Source organism: Sinomicrobium pectinilyticum (assembly GCF_003725735.1).
GTDB classification, from domain to species: Bacteria; Bacteroidota; Bacteroidia; order Flavobacteriales; family Flavobacteriaceae; genus Sinomicrobium; species Sinomicrobium pectinilyticum.
This window is the reverse complement of record NZ_RJTM01000087.1, coordinates 1-15,158: the sequence shown is the minus strand read 5'-3', so window position 1 is coordinate 15,158 and position 15,158 is coordinate 1. Positions and strand designations below refer to the sequence as shown.

General features: G+C 45.1%; 12 protein-coding genes and 2 tRNA genes. 1 reads left to right on the top strand and 13 read right to left on the bottom strand.

Annotation, left to right across the window (positions count from 1 at the left end; all coding sequences use genetic code 11):
- The first annotated feature begins 180 nt into the window (after positions 1-180).
- Entirely contained in the window at positions 181-876 is a 696-nt protein-coding gene (locus ED312_RS12535; RefSeq protein ID WP_123216365.1) for a rhomboid family intramembrane serine protease, read from the top strand.
- A gap of 61 nt (positions 877-937) precedes the next feature.
- Here the strand turns inward: ED312_RS12535 and ED312_RS12530 are convergent, their stop codons facing one another.
- The 13 genes from ED312_RS12530 to ED312_RS12470 form a co-directional block, all read right to left on the bottom strand.
- Entirely contained in the window at positions 938-1,750 is an 813-nt protein-coding gene (locus ED312_RS12530; RefSeq protein WP_123216364.1) for a hypothetical protein, read from the bottom strand.
- Between the two features lie 230 nt (positions 1,751-1,980).
- A complete protein-coding gene (locus ED312_RS12525) occupies positions 1,981-2,295 on the bottom strand; it encodes a DUF3467 domain-containing protein (RefSeq protein WP_123216366.1) in 315 nt (104 codons plus the stop codon).
- 79 nt (positions 2,296-2,374) lie between these two features.
- Entirely contained in the window at positions 2,375-6,676 is a 4,302-nt protein-coding gene (gene rpoC, locus ED312_RS12520) for a DNA-directed RNA polymerase subunit beta' (protein ID WP_123216363.1), read from the bottom strand.
- Positions 6,677-6,765: 89 nt separating this feature from the next.
- The gene (gene rpoB, locus ED312_RS12515) at positions 6,766-10,575 is read right to left on the bottom strand and encodes a DNA-directed RNA polymerase subunit beta (RefSeq protein ID WP_123216362.1); all 3,810 of its coding nucleotides are present in this window, start codon (positions 10,573-10,575) and stop codon (positions 6,766-6,768) included.
- Positions 10,576-10,699: 124 nt separating this feature from the next.
- Positions 10,700-11,080, bottom strand: coding sequence for a 50S ribosomal protein L7/L12 (rplL, locus tag ED312_RS12510; RefSeq protein WP_123216361.1), 381 nt, complete (start codon positions 11,078-11,080; stop codon positions 10,700-10,702).
- Positions 11,081-11,128: 48 nt separating this feature from the next.
- Entirely contained in the window at positions 11,129-11,647 is a 519-nt protein-coding gene (rplJ, locus tag ED312_RS12505; protein ID WP_123216360.1) for a 50S ribosomal protein L10, read from the bottom strand.
- Positions 11,648-11,672: 25 nt separating this feature from the next.
- Complete coding sequence (gene rplA / locus ED312_RS12500) at positions 11,673-12,362, bottom strand: 50S ribosomal protein L1 (protein WP_123216359.1); 690 nt, start codon at positions 12,360-12,362, stop codon at positions 11,673-11,675.
- A 19-nt stretch (positions 12,363-12,381) separates the two neighbouring features.
- Positions 12,382-12,819 (bottom strand): 50S ribosomal protein L11, encoded by a 438-nt coding sequence (gene rplK, locus ED312_RS12495; protein ID WP_123216358.1) that lies wholly within the window; start codon positions 12,817-12,819, stop codon positions 12,382-12,384.
- A 68-nt stretch (positions 12,820-12,887) separates the two neighbouring features.
- Positions 12,888-13,439, bottom strand: coding sequence for a transcription termination/antitermination protein NusG (gene nusG / locus ED312_RS12490; protein ID WP_072318997.1), 552 nt, complete (start codon positions 13,437-13,439; stop codon positions 12,888-12,890).
- A 17-nt stretch (positions 13,440-13,456) separates the two neighbouring features.
- On the bottom strand, positions 13,457-13,648 hold the full coding sequence (secE, locus tag ED312_RS12485) for a preprotein translocase subunit SecE (RefSeq protein ID WP_123216357.1): 192 nt from the start codon (positions 13,646-13,648) through the stop codon (positions 13,457-13,459).
- Positions 13,649-13,662: 14 nt separating this feature from the next.
- Positions 13,663-13,733, bottom strand: a tRNA-Trp gene (locus tag ED312_RS12480).
- Between the two features lie 70 nt (positions 13,734-13,803).
- Complete coding sequence (gene tuf, locus ED312_RS12475; protein ID WP_123216356.1) at positions 13,804-14,991, bottom strand: elongation factor Tu; 1,188 nt, start codon at positions 14,989-14,991, stop codon at positions 13,804-13,806.
- Between the two features lie 55 nt (positions 14,992-15,046).
- A tRNA-Thr gene (locus ED312_RS12470) sits at positions 15,047-15,118 on the bottom strand.
- Between the last annotated feature and the right edge of the window lie 40 nt (positions 15,119-15,158).

Sequence of the window (15,158 nt, the reverse complement as noted above, 5' to 3'; positions counted from 1 at the left end):
ACCAAAATCTTCTAAGGGGTCAACATCCCCGGTACGGGGGTCAGTATCGACGGAATATCCATTTAGATGACAATTTACCATGTTCCGGGTTTTTGGCAACCTGTTTGTCAATTTGAAAAAGTGATAATTGGCCGACAGGACCATTGGCTGATTGATTAATTGACTAATTAAAACAACTCCATGCAAGACCAGAAAACTTTTCATTTTTCTCCGACTGCCATACTTTATCCCTTTTTCTTTATTTTGATCTTGTGGACGGTATACTGGGTAGAAGTGCGATTTGGCTATGACTTTTCCGATTATGGCATACTTCCCAGAAAAATATCCGGGCTAAGGGGTATCTTGTTCAGTCCTTTCATACACGGTTCCATCAAGCATCTGTACAATAATACTTTTCCTCTGCTCATCCTCGGAATCATCCTGCTCTATTTTTATGGCAGACATAGCCTTAGTGTAATGCTGTATGGTACATTGCTTACCGGTTTTCTCACATGGATCGTAGGGCGTGAAGCTTATCATATCGGTGCCAGCGGACTCATCTATATGCTTAGCAGTTTTATTTTCTTTAAAGGAATCTTTACCCGTTATTACCGACTGATCGCCTTGTCCCTGCTGGTCGTATTCCTGTACGGGAGCTTATTGTGGTATATTTTTCCCATTGATGAAGAGATCTCCTGGGAAGGGCATTTAGCCGGGTTCATCACCGGCTTTATCCTGGCAGTGTTCATCCGGGGGAAACTTCCCAAACCAGTCAAATACGCATGGGAAAGAGAAGATTATGACGAAAAGAGCGACCCTTTCCTCAGGCATTTTGACGAGGAAGGGAATTTTATAGAAGATCCGGACGAAAGTCAGGAGAGTGAAAAAAAAGAATAGATATTACACTAACTGCAAAAGCGTAGTGTAATATCTATCCCTGAAATTTCCAAGATATCGTCTAGAATTTAATATTCAGTTCTTCCTGAACCCGCTCTCCCTCTTTATAATATTCCGCGATCCATTTTCCGTCTTTCTGCATGAGCATCCCGTTCTTATCTTTAATGATAAAAACATTATCTGCACTGGTATTCTGCAATACGAAAATTACTTTGGGAGTACTGTCTACCAATTGATAACCGTTATCCACCGGCTGGGCATACAGTACATTGGCATTATTCACCGCAGTTACCTTTGTCTCCACCCTTTGCCGAACGTTCTGCGCAGCTTCCGTTGCCTGGTTGTTCCGGGGAACTTCATTTACGGGCGATGTTGAAGACGCCGCAGACACCTGCTGTGCGGGGGCGGATGTCGCAACCTGACGCCGGGACACTATTGATAGCGACGGATCATATGAATAGTTCAGTTCTTCCACGGAAAGAAAAGCCTTTCGCAGGGCATCATGATAGGCTGCTTTATAATCCTTTTCCTTACTCTTGCCTTCTTCCGAAACAAAAACTACTTCCCCCCTGCAGTTCGTAAGTTCCACCACCAATTTCGTGGTAAACATATTGGAATCGTCTCTTACATCCGCTTTGAGGGCAAGACAACTGTTTTGCTCCATTTCTTCGGTGAGATTATTGGCATAAACAGTGGTGAAATTATATTTTTCGAATAAAAACTTGGTCAGGGCATTTACCTGGTACTGGTTCTCTTTCTTCAGGAAATCGAACTTTTTAGGCACAATAACATATTTATACCCGTTAACACTACTTTGCGCAAATCCGGAAAACACTCCGAATATAACGAAAGCGAATACTATTATTTTCTTCATTGTATCTGATATTTTTGTTTGGAAGGAAGTTCTTTCCGGATATAACTTTTTAAAAGTCACGTTTCTATCGTCCTCCGGCTTTAGGCCCCTTATATTTCTGCTAATTTCTGAAATTCTGTCCATATATCCACTATAACCGGAAAATTTATGCCTTACATATCCCCAAAAAGGAGGATAAGCACAGCGATAAATACGAAAAGCCCTGAACCGGAAAGTTCAGGGCCATACTATTAAGCTTCTCCCGTAGGGCCGAAATTCAGCGGTATCGGGGGCTGGTCATCGTCCTTGATCTCTCCGTGTGCCGATTCGAAACGATGGATATTTTCACCCAGTACCTTCATGAAGCGTTTGGCATGCTGCGGTGTAAGGATTATACGGCTTTTCACTTTTGCCTTAGGTGTTCCGGGCATAACGCTTATAAAATCCACTACAAATTCGGATATGGAATGATTGATTATCGCCAGATTGGAATATGTTCCTTCGGCTACGCTCTCATCCAGTTCTATATCTATTTTTGCTTTTTTCGGTGTGTTCTGGTCACTCATCTCGTACGGTTTTAGATTCCCGGTAAAAAACATAGGGGCCGGAATATATATCCCGGCCCCGTTTTACTTCTGTTAATATTTAATAAAGACTTGCTTCCTGTTTGCTGCTCATGATCTCATCGTATTCTTCTTTGGATCCTACGATAATATTGTCATAATCACGCATACCGGTACCGGCTGGAATCTTATGTCCTACTATAACATTCTCTTTCAGTCCTTCCAGCGTATCTACCTTACCGTTAACGGCTGCCTCATTGAGCACTTTGGTAGTTTCCTGGAACGAAGCTGCCGAGATAAACGACTTGGTTTGCAGCGATGCCCTGGTGATACCCTGGAGCACCGGTGAAGCGGTAGCGGGTACCACATCTCTTGCCACAACCAGTTTCTTATCCGCCCTTTTAAGGAGAGAGTTTTCATCTCTCAACTGGCGCAAGGTTACAATCTGGCCGGCTTTAAGCGCCGTAGATTCTCCTGCATCCTCAACAACCTTCTTACCGAACAGTTCGTCGTTCTCTTCGATAAAGTCATCTTTGTGGACCAATTGTCCTTCGAGGAAAATCGTATCTCCGGGATCATTGATCTGTACTTTACGCATCATCTGACGAACCACTACTTCAAAGTGTTTGTCATTGATCTTAACCCCTTGCAGACGGTATACTTCCTGTACTTCGTTAACCAGGTACTGTTGTACGGCAGAAGGTCCTTTGATATTCAGGATATCTTCCGGTGTAACAGAACCGTCGGACAATGGCATTCCGGCCCTTACAAAGTCATTTTCCTGAACGAGGATCTGGTTGGAAAGCTTTACGAGATACTTTTTAATCTCACCAAGTTTGGACTCCACAATGATCTCCCTGTTCCCCCGTTTTATTTTACCGAAAGAAACTACTCCGTCTATTTCGGAAACAACAGCAGGGTTGGATGGGTTCCGGGCTTCGAAAAGTTCGGTAACCCTTGGCAGACCTCCCGTAATATCCCCGGCTTTGGCCGATTTACGAGGTATCTTAACCAATACTTTACCTTCCCTGATCTTCTCTCCGTCATCAACCATAATGTGTGCACCCACCGGAAGGTTGTACGAACGCAGGGTCTCTCCCTTACTGCCTTTGATAAGCAACGTAGGAATGAGTTTCTTATTCCTGGACTCGGAAATAACCTTTTCCTGGAAACCTGTTTGTTCGTCAATCTCTACCTGGTAAGTTACTCCCTGTTCTACGTTTTCGTAGACGATGCTTCCGGAAAACTCGGAAATAATAACACCGTTGTAAGGGTCCCACTGGCAGATCACATCGCCTTTGCTTATTTTCTGACCATCTTTGATAAATATCTGCGAACCGTAAGGAATGTTGTTTGTACTCAATACTATTCCGGTTTTCTCGTCAGTGATCTTCACTTCGGAGGTACGGGATATAACCACATCTACAACCTTTCCTTCCGCATTTTCGCTTTTTACGGTTTTCAGATCTTCTATAGTAACTATACCGTTGAACTTGGCATGCAGCTTGCTCTCTTCGGAGATGTTACCTGCAATACCACCCACGTGGAATGTACGCAGTGTTAACTGTGTACCCGGTTCACCGATGGACTGTGCTGCAATTACACCTACTGCTTCACCTTTTTGTACCATTTTACCGGTAGCCAGGTTCCGGCCGTAGCACTTGGCACAAATTCCCTGCTTGGCCTCACATGTAAGTGCAGATCGCACTTCAACGCGCTCCAGCGGAGACGCATCTATCTTCTTCACAATCTCTTCGGTAATCTCTTCACCGGAAACCGCAAGCAGTTCTTCGGTCAGCGGATCGTAAATATCATGAAGGGATACACGGCCCAGGATTCGCTCTCCGAGAGATTCTACGATCTCTTCGTTCTTTTTCAGCGCTTCCACTTCCACACCTCTCAGTGTTCCGCAATCTTCGGTATTGATAATTACGTCCTGTGAAACGTCTACGAGACGACGTGTAAGGTAACCGGCATCCGCAGTTTTAAGGGCGGTATCCGCAAGACCTTTACGCGCACCGTGCGTAGAGATAAAGTATTCCAGGATCGATAGTCCTTCTTTAAAGTTCGAGAGGATCGGGTTCTCGATAATCTCTCCACCTCCGGCAGTAGATTTTTTAGGTTTCGCCATCAGACCACGCATTCCGGTAAGCTGACGGATCTGTTCCTTGGACCCCCTTGCACCGGAATCGAGCATCATATACACGGAGTTGAACCCTTGTTTATCCTCACGGATACGTTTCATAGCCAATTCGGTAAGCATGGCATTGGTAGATGTCCACACGTCAATTACCTGGTTATAACGTTCGTTATTGGTAATAAGCCCCATGTTATAGTTCATCATAATACCGTCTACCTGCTCATTGGCTTCGGCAATCATCTGGTGTTTTTCTTCAGGGATAATAATATCACCCAGACTGAAAGAAAGCCCTCCTTTGAATGCCATTCCGTATCCCGTACTCTTTATTTTATCCAGGAAGTCCGACGTCGTAGGTACATCGGTTACTTTAAGTACGTAACCGATAATGTCCCGCAGCGACTTCTTGGTCAGTACGGTATTGATAAATCCGGCCTGTTCGGGTACTACTTCGTTAAATAATACTCTACCTACCGTAGTTTCAAGAATTTTAGTCACCAGTTCGCCTTCGTCATTAAAATCTTTGGTTCTTACCTTAATGATAGCGTTCAGGTCAACTTTCTTCTCATTATATGCTATAATCACTTCCTCCGGAGAGTAGAAAGTAAGTCCTTCTCCTTTTACAGGTGCTTCGGGAGTACTTCTTCGCTCCTTGGTCATATAGTAAAGTCCGAGTACCATATCCTGGGAAGGTACGGTAATCGGCGAACCATTTGCCGGGTTAAGGATGTTATGTGAAGCGAGCATTAACAACTGTGCTTCCAGTATGGCTTCCGGCCCTAACGGCAGGTGCACCGCCATCTGGTCACCGTCAAAGTCAGCATTAAAAGCCGTACATGCGAGCGGGTGCAGCTGAATGGCCTTACCTTCTATAAGCTTGGGCTGGAATGCCTGAATACCCAGCCTGTGCAGTGTGGGGGCACGGTTCAGCAGAACCGGGTGTCCCTTGATCACGTTATCCAGGATATCCCATACTACAGGCTCTTTTCTATCTATGATCTTTTTCGCGGATTTTACGGTTTTTACAATACCTCTTTCTATCAGTTTACGGATAACAAAAGGCTTGTAAATCTCCGCTGCCATGTCTTTAGGCAGACCGCATTCGTACATTTTCAGTTCCGGACCTACAACAATAACCGAACGCGCGGAGTAATCCACCCTCTTACCGAGGAGGTTCTGACGGAAACGCCCCTGTTTTCCTTTAAGGGAGTCTGACAGGGATTTCAACGGTCTGTTCGATTCGGTTTTCACTGCGGAAGACTTACGGGTATTGTCGAACAGGGAGTCCACAGATTCCTGAAGCATCCTTTTTTCGTTCCTGAGGATCACTTCCGGAGCCTTGATCTCCATCAACCTTTTCAAACGGTTGTTTCTTATGATAACCCTTCGGTACAGGTCATTCAGGTCGGATGTTGCAAAACGTCCTCCGTCCAGCGGCACCAACGGGCGCAGTTCCGGCGGGATAACGGGGATCACCTTCAGGATCATCCATTCCGGCTTGTTTTCCCTGTTTTGCTGTGCTTCACGGAATGCTTCCACAACCTGCAGCCTTTTCAGGGCTTCGGTCTTTCTCTGCTTAGATGTTTCGTTGTTGGCTTTATGACGCAGGTCATAAGACAAAGCGTCCAGGTCAATCCTGTTCAACAACTCAATGATACACTCCGCTCCCATTTTAGCGATAAACTTATTGGGATCGGTATCTTCCAGGTACTGGTTATCCTGCGGAAGACTGTCCAGAATGTTCAGGTATTCCTCTTCGGTGAGGAAGTCCATCTGCTGTAAATCTTCTCCTTCGGCATTCTTGGCATTTCCGGGCTGGATCACTACATAACGCTCGTAGTAGATTATCATGTCCAGTTTCTTGGAAGGAAGCCCCAGCAGGTAGCCTATTTTATTAGGCAGGGACCTGAAATACCATATATGTGCGATAGGTACTACGAGGTTGATATGCCCTACGCGGTCTCTTCGTACTTTTTTCTCTGTAACTTCTACACCACACCGGTCGCATACAATACCCTTATATCTTATCCTCTTGTATTTCCCGCAAGCACATTCATAATCCTTAACCGGACCGAATATCCGTTCACAAAACAACCCGTCACGTTCCGGTTTGTGCGTCCGGTAGTTTATGGTTTCCGGCTTCAAAACCTCTCCGCGGGATTCCGCGAGGATAGACTCCGGCGATGCCAAGCCTATAGAGATCTTATTAAATCTCGTTACTGTATTCTTATCTTTTCCTCTTGCCATGATGTATGGTGATAATGAATTAAGTGTAATTTGGTACGGGGCACCGGCAATCCGTCTTTAACGGGCTGCCGGGTACCTCGTTGTATAAATTATTCCTCCAGTCTGATATCGAGTCCCAGACCTTTGAGTTCGTGCATCAACACGTTGAAAGATTCCGGCAGGCCGGGTTCCGGCATGGCCTCTCCTTTCACTATAGCTTCATAGGTTTTGGCCCTACCGATAACGTCATCGGACTTCACGGTAAGTATTTCCCTTAGTGTGCTGGATGCTCCGTAGGCTTCCAATGCCCATACCTCCATCTCTCCGAAACGCTGTCCACCGAACTGCGCCTTACCTCCGAGCGGTTGCTGCGTGATAAGTGAATACGGTCCGATAGAACGGGCGTGCATTTTGTCGTCGATCATGTGCCCCAGTTTGATCATGTAGATCACTCCTACGGTCGCAGGCTGGTCAAAACGCTCTCCGGTACCACCGTCATAGAGATAGGTATGCCCGAATCTCGGCACTCCGGCCTCATCGGTATACTTGTTGATCTCATCTAGTGAGGCACCGTCAAAGATAGGCGTAGCGAACTTCCTTCCCAGTTTCTTACCGGCCCATCCGAGCACGGTTTCATAAATCTGTCCGATGTTCATACGGGAAGGTACCCCAAGGGGGTTGAGCACTATATCCACCGGTGTTCCGTCTTCCAGGAAAGGCATGTCTTCCTGGCGAACGATACGAGCCACAATACCTTTGTTACCGTGGCGTCCGGCCATTTTATCCCCGACTTTCAGTTTACGTTTCTTAGCGATGTAAATCTTGGCAAGTTTCATGATCCCTGCGGGAAGTTCATCCCCCACGGATATAGTAAACTTATCTCTGCGCAACGCTCCCTGAAGATCGTTCAGTTTAATCTTGTAATTGTGAAGCAGATCGGCTATCAATACATTGGTATGATCGTCCGTTGTCCACGTTCCTCCGACCAGGTGAGCAAAGTCATCTACACCGTTGAGCATTTTCAGGGTGTATTTCTTACCTTTTGGCAATACTTCCTCGCCCAGATCGTTCAATACGCCCTGTGAAGTTTTTCCGTTTACCAGGGTAAACAGTTTTTCTACAAGTACACTTTTCAGGTTTTCGAACTTAGTATTGTACTCCAGGTCGAGTTTGGCGATATCTTCTTTGTCTTTTGCTCTCTTGCGCTTGTCTTTAATAGCCCTGGAGAACAGTTTTTTATCGATCACCACCCCGTTCAATGAAGGAGAAGCTTTCAGCGATGCGTCTTTTACATCACCTGCCTTATCCCCGAAGATCGCACGAAGCAGTTTTTCTTCCGGTGTAGGGTCGGACTCTCCTTTCGGTGTAATCTTACCGATAAGAATATCGCCGGGCTTCACTTCGGCACCGATCCTTATCATTCCCTGTTCGTCCAGGTCTTTTGTGGCTTCTTCAGAAACGTTCGGGATATCGTTGGTAAGTTCTTCCGCTCCGAGTTTGGTATCCCTTACCTCAAGAGAATACTCGTCGATATGTATTGATGTAAAGATATCTTCACGTACCACTTTCTCCGAGATCACGATCGCATCCTCGAAGTTATATCCTTTCCAGGGCATAAAGGCTACCTGCATGTTTCTTCCCAGTGCAAGTTCTCCCTGCTGGGTCGCATAACCCTCGCAAAGTACCTGTCCTTTTGCCACCCGGTCCCCTTTCTTAACGATAGGTTTCAGGTTAATGGAGGTCCCCTGGTTCGTCTTACGGAATTTGATCAGCTCGTATGTCTTGGAATCATCGTCAAAACTCACCAGCCTTTCTTCTTCCGTTCTGTCGTATTTAATGGTTATTTTCTGAGCATCCACATATTCCACGACACCGTTACCTTCGGCATTGATAAGTACCCTGGAGTCGGAGGCTACCCTTCTTTCCAGTCCGGTACCTACAATAGGCGAGTCGGGCTTCAGTATCGGCACGGCCTGACGCATCATGTTAGATCCCATCAGGGCACGGTTCGCATCATCGTGTTCCAGGAAAGGAATGAGTGATGCGGATATGGAGGCTATCTGGTTTGGCGCTACGTCGGTATAATGTACCTGTGCAGGGTCTACTACCGGGAAGTCACCCTCCTCACGCGCAATAACCTTATCTTTCAGTATTGTTCCGTCTTCATCCAGAGGAATGTTTGCCTGGGCGATGAGTTTTTCTTCTTCTTCTTCTGCACTCAGATAGGTAAACTCGGAAACATCTACTTTACCGTTCTCCACTTTGCGGTACGGTGTTTCAATGAATCCCATATTGTTCACTTTGGCAAAAACACTCAGTGAAGAGATCAAACCAATGTTCGGTCCTTCCGGTGTTTCAATCGGGCAAAGACGTCCGTAGTGTGTATAGTGAACGTCCCGCACCTCAAACCCGGCCCTCTCCCTGGAGAGACCTCCCGGCCCGAGGGCAGACAGACGTCTCTTGTGGGTAATCTCCGCCAACGGGTTTGTCTGGTCCATAAACTGGGACAACTGGTTGGTACCGAAGAAAGAGTTAATAACGGATGACAGGGTTTTGGCATTGATAAGGTCAATGGGGGTAAATACCTCATTGTCCCTTACGTTCATACGTTCCCGGATAGTTCTGGCCATACGTGCCAGTCCCACACCGAACTGTGCGGACAACTGTTCTCCAACAGTCCTTACACGCCTGTTGGACAAGTGGTCGATATCATCCACTTCTGCTTTGGCACTGATAAGTTCTATCAGATACTTGATTATGGTAATAATATCTTCTTTGGTCAGGACCTGCTTATCCATGTCGATATTCAGTCCCAGCTTCTTGTTCATCCTGTAACGTCCTACATCCCCGAGGTTGTAGCGCTGGTCGGAGAAGAAGAGTTTATCGATAATTCCGCGGGCGGTCTCCTCGTCGGGCGGTTCCGCGTTACGCAATTGCCGGTATATGTGTTCTACCGCTTCTTTTTCGGAGTTGGTAGGGTCTTTTTGCAATGTATTGTGGATTATCGCATAATCGGCTGTCTGGCTGTCTTCCTTGTGCAGGAGGATAGTCTTTACATCCGCGTCGATAATCTCATCTATATGTTCCTTTTCAAGAATGGTATCCCTGTCGAGTACGATCTCGTTACGCTCGATGGAAACCACTTCCCCGGTATCTTCATCCACAAAATCCTCATGCCATGTGTTCAATACCCTGGCCGCGAGCTTTCTGCCCAATACTTTCTTCAGACCGGTTTTGGAAACTTTCACTTCCTCCGCCAGGTCAAAGATCTCAAGGATATCCTTATCCCTTTCAAAACCTATGGCCCTGAACAGGGTAGTTACCGGTAATTTTTTCTTCCTATCGATATAAGCGTACATTACGCTGTTGATATCGGTAGCGAACTCTATCCAGGAACCTTTAAAAGGTATTACCCTGGCAGAATATAGTTTTGTTCCGTTTGCATGGAAAGACTGCCCAAAGAATACTCCGGGAGAACGGTGCAACTGGGAAACCACAACTCTTTCGGCTCCATTGATAACAAAAGTACCACTGGGTGTCATATAGGGTATGGTACCCAGGTAAACATCCTGTACTATGGTTTCGAAGTCCTCGTGCTCCGGATCGGTACAATACAGTTTCAACCTCGCTTTCAAAGGCACACTATAGGTTAACCCTCTTTCAATACATTCCTGAATGGTATACCTTGGAGGGTCCACAAAATAATCTAAAAATTCTAATACAAACTGATTGCGTGTATCAGTAATCGGGAAGTTCTCCATGAAGGTGTTATACAACCCTTCACGTCCTCTTTCTTCAGATTTGGTTTCCAGCTGGAAGAAATCCTGGAACGATTGGATCTGAATGTCCAAGAAATCGGGATAATCCGGTGTGTTCTTGGCCGAGGCGAAACTTATTCTTTCAGTCTGATTTGTGAACATCAATGGACAAAATTTTGATTAAAATATAAGTAATATAAGGCATATAATTATATATGCAAAAGGGTTTAGGCCTAGTTCGCACGCGGCGAAAAGACCTAAACCAAGGCTTTAAAGCTCAGGGAACTTATTTAAGTTCAACCTCTGCTCCTGCTTCTTCTAAAGAAGATTTAATTCCTTCTGCTTCGTCTTTAGAAACTCCTTCTTTGATAGCTTTAGGAGCGCTGTCTACGATCTCCTTAGCTTCTTTAAGTCCAAGTCCGGTAAGTTCTTTTACCAGTTTAACAACTGCCAATTTAGATCCACCGGCAGCTTTAAGGATTACATCAAATTCAGATTTCTCTTCAACAGCTTCTCCTCCTCCGGCAGCAGCTCCACCTCCGGCAACAGCAACTGCAGCAGCAGCTGGCTCTATACCGTATTCTTCTTTCAATATGTCAGCTAACTCGTTTACTTCTTTTACTGTTAAGTTAACCAATTGTTCTGCAAAATCTTTCAAATCTGCCATTTCTATCGTTTTTAGAATTTTAAAATATATTTGTTTTTAAGTGCGTACTTATTCTTTTTCTGATAAAGTCTTAAGGATACCTGCAAGTTTTCCTCCTCCTGACTTAAGACCGGAAATAACATTCTTCGCAGGTGATTGCAACAATCCGATGATATCCCCGATAACTTCTTCTTTGGACTTGATGTTAACCAGGGCATCCAGTTGCTCATCCCCGATATAGATCGCTTCTGCGATAAAAGCACCTTTCAACAGAGGTTTATCCGACTTTTTACGGAAGTCCTTTATCAGTTTCGCAGGAACATTACCTGTTTCGGAGAACATCAGGGAAGTATTACCTTTCAGGATGGAAGGCAACTCACCAAAATCTTTATCAGACGCTTCCATTGCTTTGGAAAGCAATGTATTCTTTACCACTGCCAGTTTTACATTAGCCTTGAAACACGCCCTACGCAAATTAGAGGTAGCTGTCGCATCCAAGCCAGATATATCTGCAAGGTAGATATTTGCATTATCAGCCAACTGTGCAGTTAAATCACTGATTACCGTTGCTTTTTCTTCTCTCGTCATGATTAAAAGAATTATTAACTACCAATTAAACTGCCTTAGGGTCTACAGGCACACTAGGACTCATTGTACTGGACAAGTGAATACTCTTAATGTAAGTACCTTTAGCTGCAGTTGGTTTTAGTTTAATTAAAGTTTGAATCAATTCATTCGCATTTCCGGTAAGTTTTTCCGGGGTGAATGAAGCTTTTCCTATAGCTGCATGAACAATTCCGGTCTTATCAACCTTAAAATCGATCTTACCGGCCTTCACTTCGCTTACAGCTTTGGCCACGTCCATAGTTACCGTACCGGTCTTAGGGTTAGGCATCAATCCCCGGGGTCCGAGAATACGTCCTAACGGACCTAATTTACCCATAACGCTGGGCATGGTAATAATAACATCAACATCGGTCCAGCCATCCTTTATCTTTTGCAGGTATTCATCGAGACCAACATAGTCTGCACCCGCTTCTTTTGCTTCAGCTTCCTTATCCGGTGTTACCAGGGCAAGAACTTTCACATCCTTACCGGTACCGTGCGGCAATGTCACCACACCACGTACCATCTGGTTTGCTTTACGCGGATCCACACCAAGCCTTACAGCAATGTCTACGGAAGCATCGAATTTCACATTGGTTATTTCCTTCACCAAAGTAGAAGCCTCGTTTACCGAATACAGCTTGTTTCTGTCTATTTTAGACAAAGCTTCTTTTTGCTTTTTCGTCAATTTTGCCATTTTCCTTGTCTTTTAAGATTTAAAAGGGCTTCTCACCACTAACCGTTAACCCCATAGATCTTGCGGTACCCGCTACCATGCTCATGGCAGACTCTACGGTAAACGCATTAAGATCCTGCATTTTGTCTTCGGCAATAGCTCTCACCTGATCCCAGGTAATGCTGGCCACTTTTTTACGGTTAGGCTCTCCGGAACCACTTTTAATCTTAGCCGCTTCCTTCAATTGAACTGCCGCCGGCGGTGTCTTTACCAGAAAGTCAAATGACTTGTCTTTATAAACCGTGATAACAACAGGTAATACCTTACCCTGTTTGTCCTGTGTACGTGCATTGAACTGCTTACAGAACTCCATGATGTTAACGCCGGCAGCACCTAAAGCGGGTCCAACCGGTGGCGACGGATTCGCAGCACCTCCCCTAACTTGTAGTTTAACTACTTTACTAACTTCTTTTGCCATTGTTCAGAATTTAATATAAGGAAGCGTCTTTTTCCAAGGAAGCAAAAGACACTTCTGTATGTAACATTTTAAATTTTCTCTACCTGCATATAGCTAAGCTCCAACGGTGTCTTCCTTCCGAATATCTTCACCATCACTTCCAGCTTGCGTTTTTCTTCGTTCACCTTTTCTACGGTTCCGTTAAAACCGTTAAACGGGCCGTCTATAACCTTTACGGTCTCTCCGACAGCATATGGTATAACCACGTTATCGGTCTTCACGGACAACTCATCCACTTTACCAAGCATTCTGTTCACCTCGGACTTACGCAAAGGCACAGGATCTCCTCCTTTTACCTCCCCAAGGAACCCGATAACCCCGGTAATGGATTTGATAATGTGCGTAACTTCCCCGCCAAGGTTAGCTTTCACCATTACATATCCGGGAAAGTAAACCCTTTCTTTGTTCACTTTCTTACCGTTGCGTATCTGGACTACTTTTTCGGTAGGCACAAGTACTTCATCCACATAATCGGAATAGCCAAGACGAGCCACTTCGTTTTCGATGTAAGACTTCACCTTATTCTCCTGACCGCTGACCGCCCTAACTACATACCACCGTTTCACTAATGCTTCTGCCATTGCAATCTATTCGTATGTTAACTTAATTTACTATAATACAAACTGATGAGCTCACCAAAAGCAACATCAATTCCCCATATAGCCAAAGAAAACAATATAGAAAAAACAGCCACCACAACCATCAGTCTCTGCCCTTCGGCCCAGCTTGGCCAGGTAACGTTATGTTTTAACTCTACGAAGGATTCTTTTATATAACCTACTATTGTCATCTTTTCTTACTTTGCACGGGTGGAGAGATTCGAACTCCCATCAACGGTTTTGGAGACCGCTATTCTACCCTTGAACTACACCCGTTGGTAAAGCCGGAAGAACCTAAACAAAAACAGGTTTCTCCCGGCTTTTTCTTATAAACTTAAGACCGTGATTAGTCTAATATTTCTGTAACCTGTCCGGCTCCAACCGTTCTACCACCTTCACGGATAGCAAATCGAAGACCTACGTTAAGAGCGATAGGCTGGATAAGCTCCACAGTGATTGTAAGGTTATCTCCAGGCATTACCATTTCCACTCCTTCAGGAAGGGAGATAGTTCCTGTTACGTCAGTTGTACGTACATAGAACTGGGGACGGTAATTGTTGTGGAAAGGAGTGTGACGACCACCTTCTTCTTTCTTCAGGATATACACCTCTGCCTTGAATTTGGCATGAGGCTTTACAGATCCGGGCTTACAGATTACCATACCTCTTCGGATCTGAGTTTTCTCAATACCTCTCAGAAGAAGACCTACGTTATCTCCGGCCTCACCTCTATCCAATATTTTACGGAACATTTCAACCCCGGTAATAGTAGATGTCAGTTTTTCAGCACCCATACCGATAATCTCTACAGGATCTCCTGTTTTAGCAACTCCGGTTTCGATACGTCCTGTCGCAACAGTACCACGACCGGTAATTGTAAATACATCTTCAACAGGCATAAGGAAATCCTTATCCACATCTCTCTCCGGCAATTCGATCCAGTTATCCACAGCTTCCATCAACTCCAGAACTGTATCTACCCATTGCTTTTCTCCGTTAAGAGCTCCAAGGGCAGAACCTTGAATTACAGGACCGTTATCTCCGTCATACTCGTAGAAGCTCAACAGATCCCTTACTTCCATATCTACAAGCTCGAGCAGCTCAGCATCATCAACAAGGTCAACTTTATTCAGGAAAACTACAATTCGCGGAACACCTACCTGACGTCCAAGAAGGATGTGCTCACGGGTTTGCGGCATAGGACCATCGGTAGCAGCAACTACCAGGATAGCACCGTCCATCTGAGCAGCACCGGTAACCATGTTCTTTACATAATCGGCGTGACCAGGACAGTCAACGTGTGCATAGTGACGGTTAGCTGTCTGATATTCTACGTGTGACGTATTAATTGTAATACCTCTTTCTTTCTCTTCCGGAGCATTATCAATCTGATCAAAGCTTCTTGCTTCAGAAAAACCGGCATCCGCCAAAACTTTAGTTATAGCTGCGGTTAAAGTTGTTTTACCATGATCCACGTGTCCAATAGTACCAATATTCAAGTGCGGTTTGGAACGATCAAATGTTTCCTTTGCCATGATTTAATAATTTAATCTTAGTTATATATTAGTGTTCAAATTTAAGTTCTCCGTGAGCCAACGACGGGATTTGAACCCGTGACCTCTTCCTTACCAAGGAAACGCTCTACCCCTGAGCTACGTCGGCAGACAAACCGGTTTTCTTACACAGAAGACGCCGGCTCTAC

Excerpts from the sequence above, each read along its gene's own strand:
- rplJ (WP_123216360.1), bottom strand. The coding sequence starts at position 11,647 with ATGACGAGAGAAGAAAAAGCAACGGTAATCAGTGATTTAACTGCACAG.
- rplA (WP_123216359.1), bottom strand. The coding sequence starts at position 12,362 with ATGGCAAAATTGACGAAAAAGCAAAAAGAAGCTTTGTCTAAAATAGAC.
- nusG (WP_072318997.1), bottom strand. The coding sequence starts at position 13,439 with ATGGCAGAAGCATTAGTGAAACGGTGGTATGTAGTTAGGGCGGTCAGC.
- ED312_RS12535 (WP_123216365.1), top strand. The coding sequence starts at position 181 with ATGCAAGACCAGAAAACTTTTCATTTTTCTCCGACTGCCATACTTTAT.
- secE (WP_123216357.1), bottom strand. The coding sequence starts at position 13,648 with ATGACAATAGTAGGTTATATAAAAGAATCCTTCGTAGAGTTAAAACAT.
- rplK (WP_123216358.1), bottom strand. The coding sequence starts at position 12,819 with ATGGCAAAAGAAGTTAGTAAAGTAGTTAAACTACAAGTTAGGGGAGGT.
- rplL (WP_123216361.1), bottom strand. The coding sequence starts at position 11,080 with ATGGCAGATTTGAAAGATTTTGCAGAACAATTGGTTAACTTAACAGTA.
- tuf (WP_123216356.1), bottom strand. The coding sequence starts at position 14,991 with ATGGCAAAGGAAACATTTGATCGTTCCAAACCGCACTTGAATATTGGT.
- rpoB (WP_123216362.1), bottom strand. The coding sequence starts at position 10,575 with ATGTTCACAAATCAGACTGAAAGAATAAGTTTCGCCTCGGCCAAGAAC.
- ED312_RS12530 (WP_123216364.1), bottom strand. The coding sequence starts at position 1,750 with ATGAAGAAAATAATAGTATTCGCTTTCGTTATATTCGGAGTGTTTTCC.
- rpoC (WP_123216363.1), bottom strand. The coding sequence starts at position 6,676 with ATGGCAAGAGGAAAAGATAAGAATACAGTAACGAGATTTAATAAGATC.
- ED312_RS12525 (WP_123216366.1), bottom strand. The coding sequence starts at position 2,295 with ATGAGTGACCAGAACACACCGAAAAAAGCAAAAATAGATATAGAACTG.